The following is a 24606-nucleotide window of genomic DNA, read 5'->3' as shown; positions in this document are numbered from 1 at the left end:
GCTCAGCCCTCCCTCTTGCGCAGGCGCGGATCGAGCAGATCGCGGGCCGTATCGCCAAGCAGGTTGATGGACAGGATGCACAGGGACAGCATCAGCCCCGGCCAGAAGATCAGCGAGGGCTTGAGCTGGAAGTGCATCCGCCCCTCGGCCATGATGTTGCCCCAGGTGGGAATTTCCGTGCTGACGCCCGCGCCAAGGAAAGAGAGGATCGCTTCCGTCAGGATGGCCGATGCGCAGATATAGGTGGCCTGCACAGTCAGCGGCGCCAGCGTGTTGGGCATCAGGTGCTGCCACAGGATCTTCGGCATGGAAGACCCCAGCGCCACCGCTGCCTCCACATAGGGCTCCTCGCGCACCGACAGCACCACAGAGCGTACCAGCCGCACCACACGGGGAATTTCCGGCAAGGTGATGGCCGCAATCACGGACCACAGGCTCGGGCCGTTGAGAGCGACAAGCGCAATAGCCAGCAGGATCGAGGGGATCGCCATAAGGCTGTCCATGATCCGCATGATGATGGCATCCGCCAGCCGGAAGAAGCCTGAGACCAGACCAATGGCTAGGCCGATGAGAACGCTTGTCACCGCAGCGCCAACACCGATGAACAGCGAGACGCGCCCGCCCATCATGACGCGGGAGAACAGGTCGCGTCCATAGGCATCGGTGCCCAGAAAGTTGCTTTCCGAAGGACCCTTTAGCCGGTTGAGCGCATTGAGCGCGAGCGGGTCGTGAGGGATGTAAAGCGGCGCCAGCAGTACCGCGATGGCGATGACGGCCAGCACGATGGCCGCCACCATCGGCCCGCCGCCGAGCTTGCGGACCTTCACCGGCAGGGACAGGAGGCGCAGGACCGGCTGCAGCCGGGATACGGGATCTGAATGAACTGACATCAATACCGGATCCTCGGGTCAAGAACACTGTAGGCCACGTCAATCATCAGGTTGATGAAGACGTAGATGGCACTCGTCAGCAGGATCATCGCCTGAATGACAGGGTAGTCACGGGCAAGGATCGCATCCACGGTGAGCCGGCCGATGCCGGGGATGTTGAAGACGCTTTCCGTCACAACCACGCCGGAAATCAGCAAGGCAAAGCCGGTGCCGATAATGGTCAGGATCGGTACGGAGGCGTTGCGCAGGGCATGGCGGAACAGCACCGCCTTTTCCTTCAGGCCCTTGGCCCGAGCGGTGCGGATGAAGTCCTCGCCCAGCACTTCCAGCATGCTGGCGCGCGTCATTCGGGCAATCAGCGCGATGTAGATTGTCGCCAGCGTCAGACAGGGCAGGATGGCACGGGTGAGGAACTTGCCGAAGTCCTGCGAGGGCGCGGTATAGCCCTGCACCGGCAGCCAGCGCAGCTGCAGGGAAAAGACCTGGATGAAGATATAGCCAATGACGAATACCGGAATGGAGAAACCCAGGACCGAGAAAGCCATGACCGCATAATCCGTCCATGTGCGGTGGCGCCATGCTGCCAGAACCCCCATCGGCACGGCAATGAACACCGCAAGGCAGATGGTCATGACGGCGATGTTGATCGTCGGCCAGATACGCTGGCCGATCAGCTCGGTAACCGGAACATTGGAAATGAGTGAAATGCCGAGATCGCCATCAACAAGGCGTCCGGCCCAGGTGATGAACTGGGTCAGCAGCGGTTCATTGAGGCCCAGAGAGGTACGGATCTTCTCCAGCTGCTCGGGCGTTGCCGCATCACCGGCAAGAATGGCTGCCGGATCACCCGGTGTCAGGCGCAGCAATAGAAAAACAAAGATGGCGACACATAGTACGACCGGAATGACGGCCAGGATGCGCCGGAGGATATAACCGATCATCGGCGGGTGCTCCCTTCCCTTCAGGCGGTGTGAGCGGCAGGTGACTTGCCCTTTTCAAGACAACCCCTCCGCTCCCGATGGGCCGGGGCCGCTATGCGCAGCCCCGGCAGCCGTTCAGACGGCGGGAGGATCAGTCTTCCTTCTTCATGTTCCAGAAGACCGGCACCGGCGAGGGGATCATGTCCACCAGCTTGACGGTGCGCCCTTGCGGGGTGAGATACTGGCCCAGCGGGATATAGTTCACGACATCCATGGCATGAGCCTGGATCTTCTTCGCCACTTCAACCTGCTCTTCCGGGGAACCGGCCGCGATGAAGTCCTTGCGCAGGGCTTCGAGCTCTTCATCCGTTGGCCAGCCAAACCAGGCCTTGTTGCCGCGTCCGTTGAGCATCGGATTGATCAGCGGCGAGGCGATTTCCGGCACGGCCCAGTTGGTGAAGAACAGGTTCCAGCCACCTTCAGACGGCTTGGACTGGCTGGCCCGGCGGGTCACCAGCGTCTGCCAGTCCATCGGCTGCAGATCAACGGTGAAGCCCGCATCGCGCAGCGCCTGCGCCGCCACAACCGGCTGGGCGGAAATGGCCGGCACGTCGGTCGGCTGCATCAGCACCACGGGTGTGCCGTCATAGCCGGACTCGGCCAGAAGCTTCTTCGCTTCCTCAATGTTCCCGCCGCTGATGAGGCTTTCCGCTCCTGTTTCATCAGCCAGCGGGGTTCCACAGCCAAACAATGCACCGCAGATCTTGTAATATTCCGGATTGCCGATCAGCGTCGCGAGCACCTGCTCCTGACTGATCGCCATCATCGCAGCCTTGCGCACCTTCACATTGTCGAAGGGCGGATAGAGGAAGTTCATGCGGCCCATCGTCTGGTAACCGAGCGGATCGCGCAACTCGGACACAACATCCTCGTTGCCCTCCAGAAGGGGCAGAAGATCAACCGGCACCTGCTCCATGTAGTCGATCTCACCGGACGACAGTGCATTCACCGCGGTCTGGGCATCGGGCATGGTGACCCACTTCACCTTGTCCACGTAGACATGCTTGCCGCCGGCCATCCAGCTGGACGGCTCATCACGCGGCACATAATCGGCGAACTTCTCGTAGGTGACGCTGACGCCGGGCTGGAACTCGGATTCCACAAAACGGAACGGGCCGGAGCCGATGAAGCTCTTGATGGATTCCGACGCCGGAGTGGCCGCAACACTGGCCGGCATGATGAAGGGCGGCAGGGCCGACATTTTGGCCAGCGTCTCGATCAAGGGCGCATAAGGCTCCTTGAGCTTCCAGACGATTGTTTTCGCGTCACCCGCTGTCAGGCTGTCGGTCACATCGAAGATGAGCTGGCCACCGGAATCCTTCTGGCCCCAGCGCTTCAGCGAGGCAACTGCGTCTTCCGCCGTCACTGGCGCGCCATCGTGGAACTTCAGGCCATCGCGCAGGGTGAAGGTGTAGGTCAGCTTGTCATCTGAAATCGTCCAGTCCGCCATCTGCGGCTTGGGTGTGAAGTTCTCGTCCACGGCGATGAGCACATCGTAGATCATGTAGGCATGATTGCGCACGATGTGGGCAGTGGTGATGACCGGATCAGTGACACGCAGGCCGGAGTGCATCACGGCGGTGATCACCTTTTCCTCGGCCATGGCGCTGCTCGCAAGCAGCGTGCCCGCAACAAGCCCGGCGGCAATCCGGCCCAGCCCTGTCAGGCGGCGCGGACTGGTCTCAGTCCTCTGTCTGCTTACGATCCCGTTTGCAACACTCAGCATGTTCGTGAACCCCGTCTGGTTGGTTGTGATGATGCTTCGTTCTTGCTCCAGCCTGTTTGTTTCCGGCCGGTTGTGATCTGGTCAGCTTTTCTCCTGTCTGCTCTTGCAACCTGCACGGCAGCGTTGCTTCTTTCTTAGGTTGTTGAAGCTGATCCAGTCTTTTCATTCGCAATGAAGGCAGTTCCGCAAGGCATCAGCCGGATGCCCGGCTTCAGATTGCGAAAGGGCAGATCGCTGGCATAAAGCGCCATCGGCCCCGGCGAGCGAGCGACGAGAATGGTCTCTGCCACTGACTCAAAATCGGCACGGAAGTGCACCGAACTCTTGTTGACGAGAATAGCTTGGCTTGTTGGTTCAATGCCAACGAAACGGTACATGGCAAGGTCCGCCATCTGGACCTTGCGGCTTGCCAGAACCACGCTCACGCCGCCGATGGACACACAGGCCGAAAGCCCCAGATCCATATGCGTGTTGCCGAAGAACGGCCCGCCGGCCATGAAGTTGCCGTCCGACAGGCGCTCCACTTTGAAGATACCAGTGAAAGGCTCGTCCCCCGCAACGCCGGAGCGCCCGCCGAGGGTGAGCGTCACTTCCGCCCCTCACCTGCGGCATGCGCAGCTTTGGCTGCATCCGGGTCAACCATAAGGCCAAGCGCCGCACTTGAAACGCCTGCCCGCACCAGCGCTGCAAGCATTCCGGCGGTGTTGGAATCCCCGCCCGCACCGGGATTGTCCTGTGTGTCAGCGATGACGACGGGCCGGGACGCCGAAGCTGCAATCCGCAGCGCTTCGGCCACGGCCTCATCCGGCTCATACGCCTTGCCCTTGAAGGCAGGCTCCGCCGCCAGAATATCCGCCACCAGCGCATCCGCCGCCGCATCGGCGGCCTGCTGATCGTCCGCATAGGTGATGACGGAGGGAGCGCAATCCTCGAAATCGGCTGCGGGGAACCCGGTCAGAAAGGATGTGCTTGCGACAGCCCCGCCTTCCAGATCGGCAACACGGGCATAAAGGCTTCTGGCCGGTTCCAGCCCGGTGCATTGCCACGGAATTGGGATGAGAAAAGGCAGCTGGTGGAAGGCCTTCGCAAGGGGCTTGCCCGATTGCATCAGCCGGTCGAGCTGCACCGCCGTGCGGCGGCCGGTCTCAGCCATGTCAACATGCGGATAGGTGCGGTAGGCGACGAGTACGTCACTCTCCTCCACCATGCGGGCGGTGACATTGCCGTGCAGGTCGAGACTGGCAGCAATCGGCAGATCCGGCCCGGCCACCTTGCGCAGGCGGGCAAGGATTTCCCCTCCCCGTCATCCAGATGCTCGCAGACCATGGCGCCATGCAGGTCAATGTAGAGCCCGTCGAGCGGCCCGGCGGCGGCAAGCCGCTCGCACAACTCACCGAGGATTGCCTCGAACGCCGCCTTTTCGACATGAGCAGACGGAATGGCCACGGTCCACAGCAGCGGTACCAGCTCCCACCCGGCCTCACGGGCGTAGTCGACGGCACCGGCGACGCCGATATTGATGCCGGGGCACCGGTCGAGGATTTCCTGCCCTCGTGAAATCGGCATGTGTCCACCGCCTTCAGCGAAATGCTCCAGCGTCGCGCGGGAGGGGGCAAAGGTGTTGGTCTCGTGCAGGAAACCGGCAACTGCCACTCGCCTTGTCATCCAACGTCTCTCCTCACATGCGTTTCAGGAAAACTAACGGGGCATGATTCAACTATCGCAGAGCGATACATTTGTATTGAATATGCTGTGCCAATTACGTATTGGGGTCAATGTTAAAACACGTGCAATCCGGTGCTTCATGAGCCCAAAATTTTTGCGTTCGATATTTGGCGCGCCCGTCCGCCAGGACGAGACCTGGGAAGATCCGCTGTTTATTCAGTCGGTCGGACGGGCCATGCAGGTGCTGTCCGCCTTCCACCAAACCGAAAAACCAATGACGCTGCAGGATCTGGCGGACAGAACAGGCCTCACCCGCAGCGCCGTGCAACGGCTGGTCTTCACGCTGAAGCACCTGGGCTACATCGCCCGCGACCCGGACGACACCGGCTATGTACCGGGCCTGCGCATCCTCGACCATTCGCTCGACTTCCTGCGGCTCAACCCGTTGGTGGTCAAGGCAACACCTGTGCTGCTGGAACTGAGGCGGCAGGTGCGCGAACGCGTCGATCTCAGCCTGTGGGACGGCTTGCGCCTCGTCTATGCCAGCCGCCTGCAGAGCAAGCGGGAAATCCTGTCCTCGACCATGGTCGGCCACAGCGTGCCGCTGTTCTGCACCTCCGGCGGCTGGGCCATTCTTGCCCGCCTGCCGGAAGACGAATGCGCGGAACTGATCGCCGCATCGAACCGCGTAGCCGTGACGCCGCAGACGATCACGGACGCGGACACGCTGCTGGAGCGGATCGCGGAAACCCGGCAGAACGGCTACGCCCTTGCGCTGGAACAGATCCTGACCGGTGAAATTGCCATCGGCGCGGCCATTCTCGGCGCTTCGGGACGGCCTGTGGCAGCCATCCACGTTGCGGGCTCTCTCGCGGAATGGGAACCGGAGGCCTTTGCCCGTCAGGTTTCGCCGCTGGTGATCCAGGCAGCGCAAACCATCAGCCGGGGCTGAGCAGAACGCCATCGCAGCCCTCAAGGCTTCGGCCAGCTGGAAATGCCGCCGGTCCAGCCTTCAAAGGCCTTCGCAACGGACAGGACTTTCAGGTCGGCAAATCGTGGGCCGATGATCTGCAGGCCGATGGGCATGCCGGAGACTGAAAAGCCGCAGTTGATCGAACAGGCCGGATTGTCCCCCATGTTCCAGGGCACGGTGAAGGCGATATGCTCGAACGGAAGCGAAGGATCGTTAGTCGGCCCCGCCCACTCCGCCGGGAAGCTGACAACCGGATTGACCGGCGAGAGGACGAGATCCAGCCCCTGAAACACCTGTGCCGCCGCCTGCCGGATTGCCAGCATTTGGTCAAAGCCGGAAGCCGCCCGTGTTGCAGGCAGGTCCTTGGCGCCTGCGGCCCAGTCCAGAATGAAGGGCAGGATCTTCGCCCGCCGCTCTGACGTATAGGTTTCCATCTGTGCCCAGAAACGCGCGCGCCAGAAGTCATCCAGCCCGTCCAGCATCTGCCGCGTGAGAATGCCATCCACCGGGATGATCTCTGCGCCTGCATCTTCAAACCGGCGCGCAGCGGCGAGCACCGCAGTGCGAATTTCACCGTCGACCGGCAGGCCGCAACCGGCATCCAGCATCAGGCCGATTTTCATGCCACGCACGGATGCAGGCGGCACGTTCCAGTCCAGATCCTGTGGCGGCAGCGAAGTGGCATCGCGCCAGTCCGGACGGCTGATCGTTTCCATCAGCAGCAGGGCATCATCAATCGTTGGCGTCAACGGTCCCGCACAGCGCCCCGGATAATAGGGATAGACCGGCACCCGGCCCTGCGATGGCTTGTAGCCGATGAGCCCGGTCCATCCGGCCGGGAGGCGGATGGAGCCGCCAATGTCCGTGCCGATATGCAGCGGGCCATAGCCTGCCGCCCCCGCAGCCGCAGCCCCCGCACTGGAGCCGCCGGGGTTCTGCGTAAGATCCCAGGGATTGCGCGAAAGATGGTGAAGACTGGAGAGGCCGGAACTCAGCATGCCGAAATCAGGGCATGTGGTCTTGGCATAGAAGATCGCGCCGTCCTCGCGCAGCCGCGCGGTCAGCGGCGCGTCTTCTGCGGCGGGCGTCATGTCAGCGGCGGCGGTGCCCGTGGTCACCGGATCGCCCTTCATGGCGATATTGTCCTTGATGCTGACGGGCATGCCATCCAGCGGACCGATGGGTGCCCCTTTGACCAGCGGGCTTCGGATTCCCGCGCTGCCTTCATCGCTTCATCAGGGCGGAAATCATAAAGCGCACAAACCCTTGGTTCACGATCTTCAATTCTTGCGATAAGTGCCGCCATATAATCGGCAGGCGAAAGAGTGCCCGCCTTGAAGGCCGAGAGCACGCTGCGGGCCGGGAGGGACAAAACTTCGTCTTCCGGGCGCACCCGCTCGTCCGCATCCACCATCGCCATGCCTGCCTCCTGTGCCTGCACATGCCGTCATCCGCATGTCATGGCCTCAGGCTGCACGAGTTTGCAGTGCACACTCAACGAAGATCTTGAGTGCTCCGTGTTGCGTAAACCGTTGCACTGGAGGCCGGAGAAGAACCGAACCTTGCGCGCAGCAGCCGTTCCAGCGACGCGGCAAAGCGGCTGGCGGCAAAACTGAGCTGGCGTTCCGGGGAAAGACTGAGCTGAAGCGCCGTGTCGATGGCAGCATCTGCGGCCAGCGGGCGGGCAATCAGGCTGCCAAGCGCCAGATCGCGGGCAACCGCAATCTCCGGCAGAATCAGGATCGCAGCCCCCAGCCGCGCGAGTTCCTTCTGTACGGTCAGTGAAGCGGTGGTGAAGCTGACGGCCAGTGGATCATGGCCACCTGCCCGCAGCCGCGCCTCAAGCGCGGCACGCAGACTGTAGGACGTATCCGGCACGGCCAGCGCATGACTGGTGAGTGCAGCAAGACCGATGCTCTTCAACGCCGCTGCCGGGTGCTCCGGGGAAAGGATGGCCGCATGGCGCACCGGCACGCGGACACGCGCCGCGACACGCGGATCTTCCGGCGAGAACAGGGTCAGCGCCATGTCCGTATCGCCGCGCACGATGGCACTCATGGCTTCACGCGCCGAGGTTTCCTGCACGGTAACGCGGATCGCCGGAAATTCCTGCGAGAAGGCCGCGAGCGCTGACGCCAGAATGGAGCCGCCAGTAGCGCCATTCACGTGCACGCTCACCTCTCCCCGGCGCAAGCCCCGCAGGTCATCGATCGCCTGATTGGCCTGATCAAAGGCGCGGATCGCCGTCTTGAGCCGGGCCGCCACCACCTCGCCCGCCGCCGTAAGCTCGATGCCGCGCGCGCCGCGCTCCACCAGCTGAACGCCGAAGTGATATTCGAGATTGTCGAGCTGGCGGCTGATCGCCGTTGGCGTCACGCCCAGGTTCTGGGCGGCCTGCCGGATGGACCGGCAGCGCACCAGTTCGTTGAAATAGGTGATCGCCTGAAGCTGCATTGCGCCCTGCCTTCACTTGCTGCCGAAACAGTCCTCAGGATTGCATGACGGGCAACGCGATGGCCAGCGTCACATCAGCGAGGCGTTGGGAATGTCGGTCACCAGCATGTGGCCGGGTGCATGGGTGATGCAGAACTCCGGCTTCACACGGGCAATCGCCGCCTGCGGCGTCACTCCGCAGGCCCAGAACACCGGAACCTCGCCCGACCGCACGCTCACCGCATCGCCGTAGTCAGGCCGCGAAAGATCAGCAATGCCGATCTGTGCCGGATCGCCTATGTGGATCGGCGAGCCATGGGCTGCCGGCAGGCGGGAGGTGATTTCAACCGCCCGCACGGCATCCTTCGGGCTCATGGGCCGCATGGAGACAACCACCGGGCCAGAGAAGCGCCCGGCGGGAACCGTCTCGATGCTGGTGCGGAACATGGGCACGTTGCAGCCTTCCTCGATATGCCGGATGCCAATGCCTGCTGCCAGCAGCGCCTCTTCAAAGGAGAAGGAGCAGCCGATCAGGAAGGACACCAGATCATCGCGCCACCAGTCTTCAACGCTCTGCGGCTCGGCCACCAGCTCGCCCTTCTGCCACACGCGGTAACGCGGCAGGTCAGTGCGGATGTCGAGGTTGCGGCCAAGCGCCGGGATCATCGGATCGCCGGTTTCCGACACACCCACCAGCGGGCAAGGCTTGGGATTGCGCTGGCAGAACAGCAGGAAGTCATAGGCCAGATCCTGCGGCAGGATGGCGAGATTGGCCTGAATGAACCCCGGAGCCAGATTGGCAGTCGGACCACACAGGGCGCCAGCGCGGGCGGCCTGACGCACATCGAAGGGGCTGGTGAGAAGGCTGGTTGCGTTCATGCCGGTATCAATCGTTCATGCGGTGATGGCGGCAAGGGCCGCCTCGATGGAAAGGCCGAGGGCCAGGATCTTGCGGTCCTGCATCTGCGTGCCGGCAATCATCAGCCCCACCGGGGCCTCACCGGCCGCATGGCACGGCACCGACAGGGCACAGCCATCAAGGAAGTTGATCATCGTCGGGTTGCGCAGGATCAGGCCGTTGGCCGCAAAGAAAGCCGCGTCATCGGCCTCAAGCGGCGCAATCTCCGGGGCGATCACCGGCACGCTGGGCAGGATCATGGCATCAAAGGGGGCGACGCGAGCCTCAACGGCGGCCTGCCATGCCTTGCGGCTGGCGAGCGTATCAAGATAATCCGCCGAGGAAATATCCCGTCCGCGCAGGATGCGCTGACGCACCCGCTGATCATAGCTGTCACCGGCCTTTTCGATCAGCGACCGATGCCAGTGCCAGGCCTCGGCAGCAACAAGCCCACCCTTGGCGTTGATCGTGGCAAGCTGTGCAAATTCCGGGATCTCGATCTCCGTGATCAGCGCCCCTGCGGCTTCCAGCACCTTGCGGGCGCGGGCGAAGGCGGCGCTGACGGTTTCGTCCATGTCCGACAGCACGACGGTTGTGGGAACGGCAAGCCGCAGCCCCGCAAGCGGCAGGGCTTCGGGCACCCCTCGCCGCTTCCGGACAGCACCGCATCGATGACGGCACAGCAGGCAACGCTGCGGGCAATCGGGCCGATGGAGTCGAGCGAAGTGGACAGCGGCACCACACCTTCGGCAGGCACGCGGCGGGCGGTCGGCTTGAAGCCGGTCAGCCCGCAAAGCGCCGCCGGAATGCGGATGGAGCCGCCCGTGTCCGTACCGATGGCAGCCAGCGCCATGCCATCGGTGACTGACACCGCAGCGCCGGAGGACGAGCCGCCTGGGATGCGCCCCGTGGCGCGGTCATAGGCATTGCGCGGTGTGCCGTAGTGCGGGTTGATGCCGAGGCCGGAGAAGGCAAACTCGCTCATGTTGGTGGTGCCAGTGATGACAGCACCTGCCGCCACCAGCCGCGCCACCACGGGGCAGTCTGCAGTCTCAGCTTCGGCGTCTTTGAGCGCGATACTGCCTGCGAGGGATACCTCTCCGGCAACGCCGAAGAGGTCCTTCACCGAAATGGGCAGCCCTTCGAGGGGCGAGCGCACATGCCCGGCAGCGCGCACGGCATCCGAGGCCTCCGCCAGCTTCCGGGCGCGGGTATCATTGCGCCGCACGAAGGCACGCGCCCCCTCGCCTGCCGGATCATTGATGCGCGCCAGCGCCGCATCCGTCAGGCTGGTGGAGGTCACGGTTCCCTTCGCCAGAGCCTCAGCTGCGGCGGCAAGGGTCAGGCGGGAGGTCTCGGAGTTTGTCATCAGGCGATTTCCGGCAAGGTTTCGATGGAGTAGCTATGCGCAATGGTCCGGTTCAGAACCGGATCATGCAACTCCATTCTGAAGGTTTTTGACGGGCGGATGCCGCCGATGGCGCCAACCGTGCCGCAAACCATGCCAGTGCCTGTCTCCAGCATGTCATTGCCGCCGGAGTAACCGGCAATCAGGTCCTGCGGGCTGCGCAAGGAAGCAAGCGTGCCTTCCTGATAAAGCACTTCCGCACCGTTCTCCTCGATGAAGGACCGGATGATCAGCTGGTCCCAATGCGGCGCAACTTCTGCGAAAGGCCAGGCGCGGGCGGCCACCGGCTTGGCACAGATCTGCTTGGAAAGCGCAACGCTGTGGGACTCCAGCTTGCGGTCGGTGTGGTCCGAAGCGATGGAGACGAACAGCTCATCGCCTGCGCGGAACACGAAGGTTTCCACTTCGCCCGAAGTTTCCTCGCCCACCACCTGGATGGTGTCCGCCTGCACCAGCGAATTGTCGGAGCAGCGGTAATAGAGCGGCACGGTGCTGGGACGCGGCACGCCAATGGCGGCCAGTTCCTCGATATGATGCTCGATGGCGTGAATGTCGCGCCCGGCCCAGCCGGCCACGATGAGGTTAGAAATGCTCACCTCGAGGCTCGAAGGGGCCTTGAGGGTTTCAACGGTGAAGGACAGTTTCATGTGTCTTGTATCCGGATGAGAAATTCACATTACCGGGGGGCGTCAGCCAGCCAGCCCCGGCAGGTAAAGGGCGATTGCAGGGAAGAGTGCGAGCAGGACGATCAGCACACCCATGGAGACGACGAACGGCAGGCTGCCGATGATCACCGGGCCCATGGAGCCGCTCTTGCGCAGGCTGTGCACCACGAAGAGGTTGAGCCCCACCGGCGGCGTGATCAGGGCGGCTTCCACCAGCACGATGATCAGGATGCCCACCCACAGCGGATCAAAGCCGAGAGCAAAGAGGATCGGCGTCACGATCGGGATGGTGGTGATCATGATCGACAGGGATTCCATGAAGCAGCCGAGGATCAGGTAGAAGATCACGACGACCGCAATCATCTGCATCGGCGACAGGCCAAGCCCCTTGATCGAGCTGGTGATGGCATCGGTGATACCAGCCGCCGACATGATGAAATTGAGGAAGCCTGAAGCGATGATGATCAGAAGGATCATGGCCGAGGACTTCATCGTGCCTTCGATTGCGGTGGCCAGCATGGAGAGCGTCAGGCGCCGGAAGCAGGCGGCAAGGATCAGCGCACCCAGCACGCCCAGCGCGGCAGCTTCCGTCGGGGTGGCGATGCCGGCATAGATGGAGCCGACAACCAGAACGAAGATGCCCAGCGGCGGCGCCAGATGCACGAGGCTGGCAAAGCGAGCGCCCCAGGCGCCCTTCACCCGCTCCCCGCCCCAGCGCGGGACCAGAATGCAGCCGACGATAATCGTCAGCATAAACAAGGCCGTGAGAAGGAGGCCAGGCAGAATGCCCGCCAGATAGAGTTTGGGCACGGACGTGTTCGTCAAAACACCATAGAGCACCATGTTGATCGATGGCGGAATGAGAATGCCCAGCGTGCCACCAGCGGCAATGCTGCCGAGGAACAGCGGCTCATTGTAGCCATAACGGCGGATCTGCGGGATGGCGACGGTGCCGACCGTGGCAGCCGTGGCAACGCTGGAACCGGAGGTCGCCGCGAACAGCGCCGAAGCGCCGATATTGGCATGCATCAGGCCGCCGGGCAGCCAGGAGAGCCACAGGCTCATGGCGCTGTACATGCGCTCGGCAAAACCGGCGCGCAGCAGGATTTCACCCAAAAGGATGAACAGCGGAATGGCGACGAGCAGAAACTCGTTGTTGGTGCTCCAGGCCATTTCGCCCATGGCCCGCGTCAGCGGCAGCATGGAATAGAGCGGGTCCAGAATGAGCCCCAGCACGCCCAGCGCCGCAGCGACGGGAACGGACAGGCCGATGAGAACCAGAAGAATGATGAGCGTTGTGGCGATCACTTGCGCTCTCCCTGAATGAGGCGTTCGCCCTGGGCGGCTTCTTCCTCGGCCTCCTCCTTGGTGGATCGCATGCCGGCCACCAGCTTCACCGTCTCGATGTCACCGGTGACGAGTGCGACGGAGGAGCGGATCAGCATCAGCGCAAGGATGAGGCACATGAAGACAAGGCCGCCAAACCACAGCCCCTGCGGCAGAGCCAGAGGCGTTCCAAGCGGCGTGTTGGCGCGCGAACCGTAGATCCACGACTGGGCCACCACGTCATAGGCATAGAAGGTGAGATACCCGATGAAGACGCCCATGCAGACCAGTGACAACCAGTCGAGCAGCGCCGAAACGCGCACCGGCAGATACTGGTAGAGCACGTCCACCCGTACATTCGCCCGCTGCAGCACACCATAGGCAAGCGACCACGAGGTGCTGATGGCGAAGGCATAACTGGACAGTTCGTCCGAACCGCCGATGGTGATGCCGAACAGCTTGCGGACGATCACGTCATAGGAGATCAGCAGAACACTGGCGATGGTCAGCGCTCCACTTGCCAGAACGGCATAGCGCGCCGCAGTGTTGGCAAAGCGGTAGGCACCCGCAAGGACGGGGAAAGATCCGGACATACCCATGTCTCACGGCTCCAATCAAAAAGGGACAGGGCGAAGCCTCGGGAAAATGTGAGGCCCCGCCCTGTCAGTCTGCCATTACTTGGCTGCAGTCAGATTCATTTCCTTGCCAATGGTGGCATTGAAATCAGCAACGCAATCATCCGAGCAGCGGGCTGCCCACTTCGGCAGGATCTTGGTCTTCAGCGTCTCGGACAGAAGTGCCTTGTCCTCATCGGACGGGACAACAAGCTTCATCTTGCCCTTGACCTCGAGGGTGCAGGATGCTGCGCCGGTGTTGCAGTCGAAGCCCTGCTGGGTCTGTTCATCGGCAGCGGCCCAGATGTCATCCATCAGGGTGTCCATGTTCTCCTGGATGAAGGCCTGCACCTTCGGGTCCAGCTTGTCCCAGGCCGCCTGATTGACGGCATGGATCTGCTGGTTCCAGTTGATCGGCAGGGCCAGAAGATGGGTAGAGACTTCATACCACTTGGCCGAATAGCCGGAGAGCGAGCCGGTGATGGCGCAGTCCACCACCTTGTTCTGCAGGGCGGGAACCACTTCGCCGAAGGCCATGGTCACGCTGGCACCACCAAAGGCTTCCACGAACTCGGCCTGCGTGCGGCTTGAGGTGCGCACCTTCTTGCCGGCCAGATCCTTGAGGCCGTTGATCTCCGCGTTGCAGAACAGCACCTGCGCCGGATAGGTGGAGATTCCCAGCAGCTTCACGCGGGACCCTTCACCGTAGAACTTTTCGTAAACCGGCTGGAAAGCGGCGGTCACCTTGCGGGCCGTCTGCACGTCCGGAGCCAGACCCGGCAGGTCGATGGCTTCGTTGATCGGGTTGTCAGAGGCAAAGTAGGACAGGGTCGCGGTGCCAAACTCGATGGCTCCCTGAGACATCAGGCGCATCAACTCGGGGCCCTTCACGCCCATTTCGTTGAAGCCCTTGATGGTGGCCGTTACCTGGCCGCCGGACTTCTCCGGGATCGTCTTTTCCCAGAAGGGCTGCTCGAACTGCTGGTAAGCCGTCAGGTTGCTGAGGCCACCCACAACCTTAAGCTCGGTCTTCGGCAGATCCTGCGCGAGGGCGGAGAGTGAGGTAGTTGCGGCGAGGATTGCGGTCGTGAGGGTGAGAAGTTTCATGCTGCGGTCCCTTCTGCTGCTGGATTCCGTCACAGCGTCACATGCAGGGGAAGACCGGCCTTCCAGAAGATTCAACAACAGGGCACACCTGTTCAGCTCTGCTGGCAGCTTTATAAATTCAGCCTGTTCCCTTGCATGCAGCTTATATCGCTGTCTTGAGCACCATAGAACAATGACAGAAACCCGGCTGTCCAATCGTATGTTTGGAATACAGGTATAAATTAAATTTATACCTAAGCCTCAATTCCGGGCACTTGCACAGTTTCAAGGCATGGCTCGCCGCCAGCCACCTGTTGCGCCATGCGCGCGATCACCCGCGCCGCATAGCTGTCAGGTCCATCGATCCACGTTGCTGTAAAATTCAGGTCTTGCAGCGGGTCCGCGATCACGTCGAGAATCTCAAGTTCTCCCCGCTCAAGCTCTGCCCCCAGGAAGATGGGTGTAATCACCGCCGTGCCGATGCCGTCCTGCACCATGCGCACGATCATCGACAGGGAAGCACAGCCATACATGCGCGGAGACGGCACCCCTTCCCGCCGCAGCATGTCCCGCACCTGCCGGTAGGGTGCGCTGTTGGAAGCGTAGGTGATGACTGGCAGCCGGGTGATCTGCTCAAGCGTCAAAGGCCGCGCTCCGAGATCGAGCCCGGCCTTGGCAACCCAGGACAAGGGATAGGTGCAGAGCGGCCGGTTTTCCATCCGCGCTTCCAGCACAGGGCCCATCATGAAGGCGAGGTTGAGCCGCCGGCTCATCAGATGCGCCTTCAGCATCTCGCTGCTATCCACCTCGATTTCCAGCGTAAGTGCCGGATAGGCGCTGTGGACCTCGGCAATGAGGCGCGGCAGCCAGGTCTGCACGATGGTCTCCGCCACGCCGATATGAAAGCTGCCGCTCATGGTGGTCTGGTCGCGGGCAGCCTGGATGATGTCATTGCGTGCCTGCATCATCCGCTCGGCATGGGCGAGCAGCTCATGCCCCTTGGCAGTGAGGCGCACACCGCGCGCCGCGCGCTCGAACAACCGCACACCCAGCGCGCCCTCGAGCGAAGCAATGCGCTGGGAGACGGCTGGCTGCGTGGTGCCCAGCTTCTCTGACGCGGCCCGCAGGCTGCCAAGAGCCGCAGCCCAGAAGAAGGTTTCAATGTTGCGCAGATCAATCACGGCATGGCCCTGCGAGGAGAGGAGTATGGCATGATACTCCCTGTGCCTGTGCGATCCTACTGCGGATTGGGCAATTCCACCGTATGCATCTGCCCCCTGCCTTTCAACTGGCCTTCAGGCCTTATGCTTGAACCTCATGAAAAAACCGCATCGCAGGGGGCGATGCGGTTCTCCAGTTTGCGGGACACGCTGCGAAATTGCGTTTCCCTTTGCTGCGGGTTACTTCGTCAACTTGTCGGTGATCTGCTTGAACAGAGCCAGATTGGGCTCATCATGACCCACTGGATCGGGCGAAGCCGTCGCCTTCATGATGACGAGATTGTTGGTGGGATCGACGTAGATATACTGGTGGAACAGGCCCAATGCCGAATAGGCGTCGCTCTCCGGGAAGGTCCACCACTGGTACTGATAGCCAAGCTTTTCTTCCGGCCCGGCGGGTTCGTTGCCCTCGGACGGCACGGTGGCTTCCTTCACCCAGTCTGCCGAAACAACCTGCTTGCCGTTGGACTTGCCCTGATTGAGGAACATCAGGCCAAAGCGGGCATGATCGCGGGCGGTGGCAGCAAGGCCTGCACCGAAGAACTCGCGGCCAACGGAGGGCGGGCCGTCCATGATCCAGTAGGCATCATTCGCCATGCCAGCCGGCTGCCAGAGCTTTTCGGACATGTATTCCGCACCGGTCTTGCCGACAGCCTTTTCGAGAATGCAGCCGAGCACGCTGGTGTCGAGCGTGGCGTAGTTGAAGGGCCTGTCCGCCGCATTGGCGCCCGGCTTGGATTCCTTGGCGGCATAGTCGCACCAGCGGTACTTGTAGCCAACGAGAGAATTGTCATGGACGGTGGTCAGCTGAGTGTCGCTGCCGAATTCATAGACCTCCAGCCAGTCCACACCGGAGCGCATCTGCAGCAGGTCGCGGATGGTTGGCCCGTCATAGCCGCTGCCCTTCATCTCCGGCAGATAGTCTGTCACCTTGTCGTCGAGGCTCTTGATATGGCCATCCGCCAGCGCCAGGCCGATCAGAGTCGAGACATAGGACTTGGCAACCGAGAAGGTCAGAAAGCGGGTGTTCTCGTCGCTGCCATTCCGGTAGGTCTCGTAAACGAGGTTGCCATCCTTCAGCACGACGAGGGCATTGGTGTGAGTTGCCTCAAGCGCGCCTTCCAGATCCAGCGTGGTGCCGCCAATCGTGTACTCTCCCTCCAGCGACATGGGTTTGGACGGCAGCGGCTGCACTTGCGGGCCTGCGGCAACGGTCCGGGTCGCAAACATCTGATCCATATGCTGGAACGTCAGGTAGTTCAGCGCCGGGTTCAGCATGTTGGCGCGGGCATTGACCATGGTCGGTGACAACCATTTCGCATCATTCTGGTCACTGGCCGATGCAGCCGCCGGAAGGCTCATCAAGGCCATGGCCAATATTGCCGGTATTTTTTGAATTCAGTTCGCGACACAAGCTTCCTCCCCTAATCTGCCGCCTCCAGAGCAGAAACGGCCCGAACCCGCGCGTCTTTGCGCCTGCGGTGTTCGTTTTTTCATTCAGGCATATTGGCAAAAATCAAAACAGACACATAATGTTGCCACCTGACAACCAAGAGAGTTCACCCCACCCGTGAAGACACAGCAGCTCAAGGCGCTTGTCGCCCTTGCCGACAAAGGCTCCATCCGCGGAGCTGCCCGGGAGATGGGGCTGTCGCAAAGTGCGCTGACCAAGATGCTGCGTGAACTGGAAGCGCAGACCGGAGCGGCACTGCTGCTGCGCGCCTCTCACGGCACGCAATTCACTCCTGCCGGCAAGGCGCTGATGACCCACGCACGGCTGATCGTGGCGACCATGCGCCGTGCGGAAGAGGAAGTTCGGCGCATCTCCGGGCAGACGGTTGCCACTGCCCGTATCGCGGTAACACCTGTCGTGGCGACGACGAAGCTCGGCAACATTCTGCATGAGTTTCAGCGCCGCCACCCGGAGGGCCAGCTGGAGGTGGAGTCCGGTACGTTAGGCAACATCGTGCCCCGGCTGCAGGACGGGCAGCTGGATCTGGCGCTCGGCATTGCAGTACCAAGTGCCCTGCCTGCGGATCTTGCCTTCTATTCCTTTGCCGAGGTTCAGATAGCGCCCGTCACCGGCTCTGCCCGGTTTGCAGGGCGGCAGGTGTCCTGGGAGGAACTCGCAAAGGAACGCTGGCTGCTCAATCCGGCACCCGGCAGTGCCGACCGGGCGGCTCTGGACTGGCTGGCGGCAAAGGACATCACCCTTGCCCATCCACCAACCCTGTGCCGCTCTCCCTTCCTTCTCGCCGCCCTGAACAGGTCGACGGACCTGATTGCCTTCTGCCCCTTGCGCATTCTTGATCATGCCTTCTGGGGACAGGACTTGCATGAAGTCAGCGTGCCAGACCTGCCGCCGCCGATGCAGCTCGGCGTGCTGACCCGCAAGCACACGCCAGCCTCGCTGGTCTCCCGCGATATCATCGACATTTCAACCCGCCTGCTCCAGTCACTCTGACCTGCCAGAGGGTTGCATGGCTCAAAACGTCTGCAATCTGTGGACCATGGCAGGAGTTTGCGTGCACTTTTTGCAGCAGATGGCACTCTGACTAGCAGAATTACTGACCGGTCCATGGCGGCATGCCCGCCTCGCAAGGACCCCGCGTCTCACCGCATAATACCGCCGCTTCAGGCGGGCAGCTTCCGGCGATAAGGACTTGTATCATGACTTCCACGAGCACGGCTGTTCATCGCCTTGGCGGTATTGCAGGACCTGCGATCATGCTGCTCGGCATGTTCCTGTTTGCGCTCAACGACGCAATGGGCAAATGGCTCGTTGCCAGCTACAGCGTGGGCCAGGTGGTGCTGATCCGCAGCATCGCCGCCCTGATCATTCTGGCGCCATTTCTCTTGGCTTCCGGCCTTAGGCCACTGCTGAAGCCTGAACGGCCGGGCATGCAAGCGGCCCGCGTGGCCTTTTCCACCTTCGAGCTCTTCTGCTTCTACTATGCCGTCACCTATCTGCCGCTCGCGGACGTGATGACCTATTGGCTGGCAGCGCCGATCTATGTGGCCGCCCTCTCGCCCTTCCTTCTGGGCGAGAAGGTGGGCTGGCGGCGCTGGAGCGCCATTGCGGTTGGTTTCATCGGCGTCATCATCGCGCTCAATCCGTCGAGCGCCATGTTCACCCCGCCCGCCATTCTCTCCATCGCTGGCGCGGCTGCCTTTGCCTTCATGATGCTGTCAGGCCGCAGCCTGCGCGGCACGCCGGACAAGACGCTGGTCTTCTTCCAGACGGCAGGCGCAGGGCTTGCCGGGCTCGCCATGGCACCGTTCGACTGGCGGCCCATAGCCTCAATGGAAGATGCGCTTCTGCTCTCCCTGCTCGGCATTGTCGCCATGAGCGCGCATATCATGGTCAACCGCGCCCTGAAGATCTCGGACGCCGCCACCGTGGCGCCACTGCAATATACATTGCTGCTGTGGGCTGTCGTCTTTGGCTGGTATTTCTTCGGCGATCTGCCCAAGCCAAGCATGATCCTTGGTGCGGCCCTCATCACCGGTGCCGGGCTCTTCATCTTCTTCCGCGAACAGCAGCTCAAGAAGCGCGATCAGGTGCTTCCGGCCATTCCGGAGTAACTGCCAAGGCAAACGGAAAAGACCCGCAACGTTGCCGTTGCGGGTCTCTGCGCTGGACTGCGGCAGATGGGGCACCGCAGTCCGGGGATGAGTGAGGAGAGGCAGGGCCTCTCCTTGAGGATCAGCCGCGGATCTTGGCCAGTTCCTGCTGAACCCGCTCGATCACATCGGCACCGATGGTGTCCTTGTGCTTCTCGTAGACCACCTGCGACTTTTCGAGCATGCGCTTCTGCTCTTCCGGGCTCAGGGTGTTGAACTTGATGCCTTCGGCCTGGATCTTCTCCAGAGACTTCTGGTTCAGTTCCCGGATCACCTTGCGCTCCTCATCACGGCCAACGATGGCACACTCCCTCAAGGCTGCCTGTTCATCAGCGGTATAGCTGTCGAAGATCGGCTTGGAGAAGAGGAACAGGAACGGCGTATAGGCGTGGCGCGTCTCGCTGACGTATTCCTGCACCTCATAGAACTTCGAGGTGTCGATCGTGACGTAGGGGTTTTCCTGCGCGTCGATGGTCTTGGTTTCAAGCGCGGAGAACACCTCACCAAAGGCCATGGGCGTGGCATTGGCACCGAAGTTCTGGAAGGTGTCGAGGAACACGTTGTTCTGCATCACGCGCACCTTCATGCCCTCCAGATCCTCCCACTTGGTCACGGGACGGCTGGAGTTGGACAGGTTGCGGAAGCCGTTTTCCCAATAAGCGAGATTGACGAGACCGGCTTCGGCCAGCTTGCCATTGAGGAACTCGCCGAACTCGCCGTCCATCACGGCATCGGCCTCTTCGTTGCTGGCAAAGAGGAACGGCAGATCAAACACGCCAAGCGCCGGAACGATACCGGCAAGCGGCGAGGACGAGGTGACGACGGCTTCCTGGACGCCGGCACGCAGGGCCTGCGTTGCCTGAAGGTCACCGCCAAGCGCGCCGCCCCAGAAGGCAGTCAGCTTCAGCTTGCCGCCGGACTTTTCATCAAGGCAGGCTTGCATGGCATTGATGCCGTTGCCGACCGGGTGATCCGCATTGATGCCGTTGGAAACGCGCATGTTCCTGTCGTTGAACTCGGCAAAAGCCGGTGCGGACGCGGAGACGGCAAATACCACGGCTGTGGTTGCGAGCAGTAGTTTCTTCATTGTCTTCCTCCCTTTTGATCAAGTTTTCCAGGCAGATGGCCACTCCTCTGACCGCCTGCCGGGGGTTCGTATGCGCCTAGTGCAGCCAGGACAGAGGCACCAGCACCAGTTCCGGGAACAGGATCAGCAGCAGCAGAACTGCGATCTGTGACAGCAGGAAAGGCATGACACCCGTCACCACCTTGCCCAGCGGCACCTTGGACACGCCGCTGACCACGTTGAGCACAACGCCGACAGGCGGCGTGATGAGGCCGATACACGTGTTCATGACGAAGAGAACGCCAAAATAGACCGGATCAATGCCTGCCTGTTTGACGATGGGCATGAGCACCGGCGACAGGATCAGAATGGTAGGTGCCAGATCCAGCGCCGTACCGACAACCAGCACCAGCAGCATCATCGCCAGCATCAGCAGCTTGGGCTGCTCGATCAGCGGGGCAATATAGCGGGTGATCTCGGCCGGAATGTTGGCCGCCGTGATCAGCCACGCCGATACCAGTGCCGCAGCGACAAGGAACATCACGATCGAAGTCGTTTTTGCCGCCCGCAGGATGACGAAATAGAGATCCGCGACCTTAAGTTCCCGGTAGACAAAGAGCCCGACCATCAGCGCATAGAAGGCAGCAATCACTGCCGCTTCCGTTGGCGTGACAACACCCATGCGGATGCCGCCGAGGATGATCACCGGCATGCCCAGGGCCCAGGCGGCACGGCCCGTTGCTAGAAGGCGGACGGACATGGGCTGGCGCGGCAGTGTCTCGACCTTGGACTTGCGGACGAGGAGCGTCCAGGTCAGTGCCAGTGCCACGCCCATCATGATGCCCGGCACAATGCCGCCCATAAAGAGCTTCGTGATCGATACATTGGCGGCCACGCCGAAGATGATAAAGGCAAGAGACGGCGGAATGACCGGAGCGATGATGCCGCCTGCCGCCATGAGACCGGCCGAGCGCGGCACATCATAACCCGCGCGGGCCATCATCGGCACCAGGATCGCGGCCAGAGCCGCGGTATCGGCCGCAGCCGAACCGGACAGGCTGGCCATGATGATCGCCGCCACGATGGCCACGAAGCCGAGGCCGCCCCGGATATGTCCGGCCCATGCCAGCGCAAAGTCGATGATGCGGCGGGACAGGCCGCCGGAGTTCATCAGTTCACCAGCCAGAATGAAGAAGGGAATGGCCAGCAGCGTGAAGGTGTCTGCGCCTGAGATCATGTTCTGCGACACGATCTGCGTGTTGAACATGCCCATGTAGGACATGAGGATGACGCCGCAGAACATGAGCGCGAAAGCGACCGGCACGCCGATGGCCATGGAGCCAAGCAGGGAGCCGATGAAGACGAGAAGCGTCATGTCAGTGCTCCATCAGCTTGGCAGGATCCACGTGCTCACCAGCGAACATGGCGATTTCCCTGTCCGTGGTGCGGCCCAGCAGAATGCGGATGAAGCGCTCCAGCGAGATCAGGAACATGCCACCGCCCGTAAAGAAGCCGATGCCATAGACCCAGATCATTGGCATGCCGGTGACGGGAGCGGCCATGGAGGCATTGATGGGAAACTGCTTCCATGTGCCCCAGAAGAAGATGGCCGAGCAGGTCATGATGATGATGTTGACCAGCGCCATGCAGATGAGACGTCCGCGCCGGGAGAAATGCACCACCAGCGTCTCGATGCCGAGATGGGAGTTTTCCCGGAACGTCACGACCGCACCGATGAAGGTGAGCCAGACGAAGAAATATCTGGCCAGCTCCTCCGAGACGACGAGGCCGGAGTTCATGCCATAGCGCAGGACCACATTGACGAAGACCATGATGGCCATGGAGGCCAGCAGGAACACGAGCACCGCTTCCAGCGCGCGGTAGAAGAGGCGGGTGAGGGTCGCGATCATGATGCCCTCACACCTTGTCCGCCAGCCCGCGCCGGGCAAGGTTGCGGAAGAGCTCACGCAGGCCGAAGGTCCATTCCGGGCAGGCGTCGCTGCGGTCGATCCAGTTGATCAGCCGCCCCAGCTTCGGCGTGTGGATCTCCACCCGGTCGCCAATTTCGTGAGTGAAGCCCTGCCCTGCCCCGCGCCGGTCCTTCACGGGGGCAAACATTGTGCCGAGGAACAGCACTGCACCATCGGGATACTGATGATTGCGGTTGCGGAGCTGGCTGACCAGCTCTTCCGGCGAGCGGCTGATGGCTTCCATCGGGCTTTCGCCCGTCATCACGAAGCCGTCCTCGCCCTCCACCAGCAGCGACACCCGCACCTTCCGCAGGTCATCGATGGTGAAGCTCTCATCGAACAGGCGGATGAAGGGGCCAATGGCGCAGGAGGCGTTGTTGTCCTTGGCCTTGCCCAGCAGCAGCGCTGAGCGCCCCTCCACATCACGCAGGTTCACGTCATTGCCAAGGGTAGCGCCGAGGATCACGCCATCCGAGCGAACCGCCAGAACCACTTCCGGCTCAGGATTGTTCCACTCGGATATGGGATGGATGCCAGCCTTTGCACCGCAGCCGACCGATGACATGGGCTGAGCCTTGGTGAAGATCTCCGCATCCGGGCCAATGCCCACTTCCAGGTATTGGGACCAGAGGCCCATGTCCTGCAGCAGCGCCTTGACCTTGCTGGCCTCTTCGGACCCGGCCTTGACGCCGCGCAGGCTGCCGCCGAGCACCGGGGCCAGCCGCTCGCGGATATCCAGCGCGCGGGAGCTGTCACCCTTGGCCTGCTCCTCGATCACCCGCTCCAGCATGCTGTCGGCAAAGGTAACACCGGCCGCCTTGACGGATTGCAGGTCGACGGGTGCTAGCAACTGGCCGGCGGAGCCATCCAGAAACGCATCCAGCGGCCCCATGTCCGGCAAGCCTGATGCCTGCTTCAGCTTTGCCGCAATGTCCGGCATTTCGAGCAGTGAAGAGACCGTCGCGGCAATGCCAGTCAGGTTGAGCACCCGCCCGTCACGGATCAGCACGGGGCAAGGCCCGTCTTCCGCCTTCGACCAGACGCGGCCAACAAGCACGGCCTCCTGCGCATCGACAGGCAGAATCGCAGATACAGTAACAGCTTGACCGGCCACCAGTGCCCTCCTCCCAAAGTCCCCGTCCGGCAAAGCGGCGCCTCCACGCGCCGGAGCCTCGCGGACTCTTGCCGGATTGTCTGGATGTCAGACAATCACATTTATGTTTCTTAGCAACATGATGCCGGGCTTGTCCAGCCTGTGGTACCGCCTGTGTGCAACTACAGCTAAGATGCACAAAGAACCTGCAGGCCTGCGCAGGTAGCGCCTCAATAAATCTCGAGGTTGAGTGCGATACGGCTTGCAGCACCCGTCAGATGGTGGCGCATGGCAGCACGCGCCGCCAAGGCATCCCGGCTGGCAATGGCATCACGCACGGCCACATGCTCGGCGATGGTGACTTCGACGATTTCTTCCAGCACCGCACTGGCCCGTGCGGCATTGATGGCGAGGCTGATACGCTCGGCGATAAAGCCGATGAACATGCCGAAATAGGCATTGCCCGTGGCATCGGCGACGGCCCGGTGAAAAGCAAGATCGGCTACGATCCCCTGCTCCGTCCACTTCTCCGCCCCGGTCATCTGTGCCAGCGCCTCGTCCAGCCGGGCAAGATCCTCAGCCGTATGATGGAGCGCGGCAAGACCGGCTGCCTCGATTTCCAGCGGCAGGCGCAACTGGAACAGGTCGCGGAAGCTCTCCCGGTCGTCAAGATCATTCTGGGCAATGCGGATGGGCCGCGCCTGCGGCTCCGTCACGAAGGCGCCAACGCCCTGCCGGGTCTCCACAAGCCCCTCGTTGCGCAACTGGGCAATGGCCTCGCGCACCACAGTGCGGCTGACACCAAGTGTCTTGGCAAGGGCATGTTCCGTCGGCAGGCGGTCACCGGGCTTCATGCGTCCTTCGCTGATGTCACGGGCGATCTGGGCCGCAATACGTGCCGGAAGATGTTCGCTGCGCCGGATCTGTTCCATGCCGATTGCCATTCCTTACCCCACATTCTGACGGATC

The 24606-nt window shown here is 62.0% G+C and carries 19 protein-coding genes and 3 pseudogenes; 3 read left to right on the top strand and 19 right to left on the bottom strand.

The window, feature by feature from the left end; all coding sequences use genetic code 11:
• Positions 1-2 precede the first annotated feature (2 nt).
• From ACQB61_RS07050 to ACQB61_RS07035, 4 genes and pseudogenes are all read right to left on the bottom strand, one after another.
• Positions 3-797, bottom strand: a complete 795-nt coding sequence (locus tag ACQB61_RS07050; RefSeq protein WP_430514317.1) for an ABC transporter permease — start codon at positions 795-797, stop codon at positions 3-5.
• 92 nt (positions 798-889) lie between these two features.
• The gene (locus tag ACQB61_RS07045) at positions 890-1831 is read right to left on the bottom strand and encodes an ABC transporter permease (RefSeq protein WP_430512049.1); all 942 of its coding nucleotides are present in this window, start codon (positions 1829-1831) and stop codon (positions 890-892) included.
• 130 nt (positions 1832-1961) lie between these two features.
• Positions 1962-3596 carry an ABC transporter substrate-binding protein gene (locus ACQB61_RS07040; RefSeq protein ID WP_430512048.1) on the bottom strand — a complete coding sequence of 545 codons (1635 nt, stop codon included), beginning with the start codon at positions 3594-3596 and terminating at the stop codon, positions 1962-1964.
• Between the two features lie 134 nt (positions 3597-3730).
• Positions 3731-5261 (bottom strand): annotated as a pseudogene (locus tag ACQB61_RS07035) (M81 family metallopeptidase).
• A 154-nt stretch (positions 5262-5415) separates the two neighbouring features.
• Here ACQB61_RS07035 and ACQB61_RS07030 point away from each other — a divergent pair.
• Entirely contained in the window at positions 5416-6213 is a 798-nt protein-coding gene (locus ACQB61_RS07030; protein ID WP_430512047.1) for an IclR family transcriptional regulator, read from the top strand.
• Between the two features lie 20 nt (positions 6214-6233).
• Here the strand turns inward: ACQB61_RS07030 and ACQB61_RS07025 are convergent.
• From ACQB61_RS07025 to ACQB61_RS06980, 10 genes and pseudogenes are all read right to left on the bottom strand, one after another.
• Positions 6234-7654 (bottom strand): annotated as a pseudogene (locus ACQB61_RS07025) (amidase).
• 74 nt (positions 7655-7728) lie between these two features.
• Complete coding sequence (locus ACQB61_RS07020; protein WP_430512046.1) at positions 7729-8688, bottom strand: LysR family transcriptional regulator; 960 nt, start codon at positions 8686-8688, stop codon at positions 7729-7731.
• Positions 8689-8757: 69 nt separating this feature from the next.
• Positions 8758-9546 (bottom strand): putative hydro-lyase, encoded by a 789-nt coding sequence (locus tag ACQB61_RS07015; RefSeq protein ID WP_430512045.1) that lies wholly within the window; start codon positions 9544-9546, stop codon positions 8758-8760.
• Positions 9547-9561: 15 nt separating this feature from the next.
• A pseudogene (locus ACQB61_RS07010) lies at positions 9562-10934 on the bottom strand (amidase).
• Positions 10934-11620: a DUF2848 domain-containing protein gene (locus ACQB61_RS07005; RefSeq protein ID WP_430512044.1), complete on the bottom strand. Its 687-nt coding sequence runs from the start codon at positions 11618-11620 to the stop codon at positions 10934-10936. The pseudogene ACQB61_RS07010 and the gene ACQB61_RS07005 overlap by 1 nt, the downstream one beginning before the upstream one ends.
• A gap of 42 nt (positions 11621-11662) precedes the next feature.
• Positions 11663-12946, bottom strand: coding sequence for a TRAP transporter large permease (locus tag ACQB61_RS07000; RefSeq protein ID WP_430512043.1), 1284 nt, complete (start codon positions 12944-12946; stop codon positions 11663-11665).
• Positions 12943-13563: a TRAP transporter small permease subunit gene (locus ACQB61_RS06995; RefSeq protein WP_430512042.1), complete on the bottom strand. Its 621-nt coding sequence runs from the start codon at positions 13561-13563 to the stop codon at positions 12943-12945. Before ACQB61_RS06995 ends, ACQB61_RS07000 begins: the two co-directional genes overlap by 4 nt.
• Before the next feature lie 75 nt (positions 13564-13638).
• Positions 13639-14685 (bottom strand): TRAP transporter substrate-binding protein, encoded by a 1047-nt coding sequence (locus ACQB61_RS06990; protein ID WP_430512041.1) that lies wholly within the window; start codon positions 14683-14685, stop codon positions 13639-13641.
• 233 nt (positions 14686-14918) lie between these two features.
• On the bottom strand, positions 14919-15845 hold the full coding sequence (locus ACQB61_RS06985) for a LysR family transcriptional regulator (protein ID WP_430512040.1): 927 nt from the start codon (positions 15843-15845) through the stop codon (positions 14919-14921).
• Positions 15846-16064: 219 nt separating this feature from the next.
• Positions 16065-17255, bottom strand: a complete 1191-nt coding sequence (locus tag ACQB61_RS06980; RefSeq protein ID WP_430512039.1) for a serine hydrolase domain-containing protein — start codon at positions 17253-17255, stop codon at positions 16065-16067.
• 199 nt (positions 17256-17454) lie between these two features.
• Here ACQB61_RS06980 and ACQB61_RS06975 point away from each other — a divergent pair, with 199 nt between their 5' ends.
• Both ACQB61_RS06975 and ACQB61_RS06970 read left to right on the top strand, forming a co-directional pair.
• The gene (locus ACQB61_RS06975; RefSeq protein ID WP_430512038.1) at positions 17455-18348 is read left to right on the top strand and encodes a LysR family transcriptional regulator; all 894 of its coding nucleotides are present in this window, start codon (positions 17455-17457) and stop codon (positions 18346-18348) included.
• Between the two features lie 206 nt (positions 18349-18554).
• A complete protein-coding gene (locus ACQB61_RS06970; protein ID WP_430512037.1) occupies positions 18555-19469 on the top strand; it encodes a DMT family transporter in 915 nt (304 codons plus the stop codon).
• 121 nt (positions 19470-19590) lie between these two features.
• Here ACQB61_RS06970 and ACQB61_RS06965 read toward each other — a convergent pair whose 3' ends face one another.
• The 5 genes from ACQB61_RS06965 to ACQB61_RS06945 all read right to left on the bottom strand — a co-directional run bounded on the left by ACQB61_RS06965 (position 19591) and on the right by ACQB61_RS06945 (position 24581).
• Positions 19591-20595, bottom strand: coding sequence for a DctP family TRAP transporter solute-binding subunit (locus tag ACQB61_RS06965; protein ID WP_430512036.1), 1005 nt, complete (start codon positions 20593-20595; stop codon positions 19591-19593).
• A gap of 76 nt (positions 20596-20671) precedes the next feature.
• Positions 20672-21949, bottom strand: a complete 1278-nt coding sequence (locus ACQB61_RS06960) for a TRAP transporter large permease (RefSeq protein WP_430512035.1) — start codon at positions 21947-21949, stop codon at positions 20672-20674.
• Between the two features lies 1 nt (position 21950).
• Entirely contained in the window at positions 21951-22484 is a 534-nt protein-coding gene (locus tag ACQB61_RS06955; RefSeq protein WP_430512034.1) for a TRAP transporter small permease, read from the bottom strand.
• A 7-nt stretch (positions 22485-22491) separates the two neighbouring features.
• On the bottom strand, positions 22492-23658 hold the full coding sequence (locus tag ACQB61_RS06950; protein ID WP_430512033.1) for a fumarylacetoacetate hydrolase family protein: 1167 nt from the start codon (positions 23656-23658) through the stop codon (positions 22492-22494).
• A gap of 209 nt (positions 23659-23867) precedes the next feature.
• Complete coding sequence (locus ACQB61_RS06945) at positions 23868-24581, bottom strand: FadR/GntR family transcriptional regulator (RefSeq protein WP_430512032.1); 714 nt, start codon at positions 24579-24581, stop codon at positions 23868-23870.
• Positions 24582-24606 lie beyond the last annotated feature (25 nt).

It is taken from the genome of Pannonibacter phragmitetus (genome assembly GCF_050510895.1).
Classification (GTDB): domain Bacteria; phylum Pseudomonadota; class Alphaproteobacteria; order Rhizobiales; family Stappiaceae; genus Pannonibacter; species Pannonibacter phragmitetus_B.
Note: the sequence above shows the minus strand (reverse complement) of the source record. Positions and strands in the feature narration are given on the sequence as shown.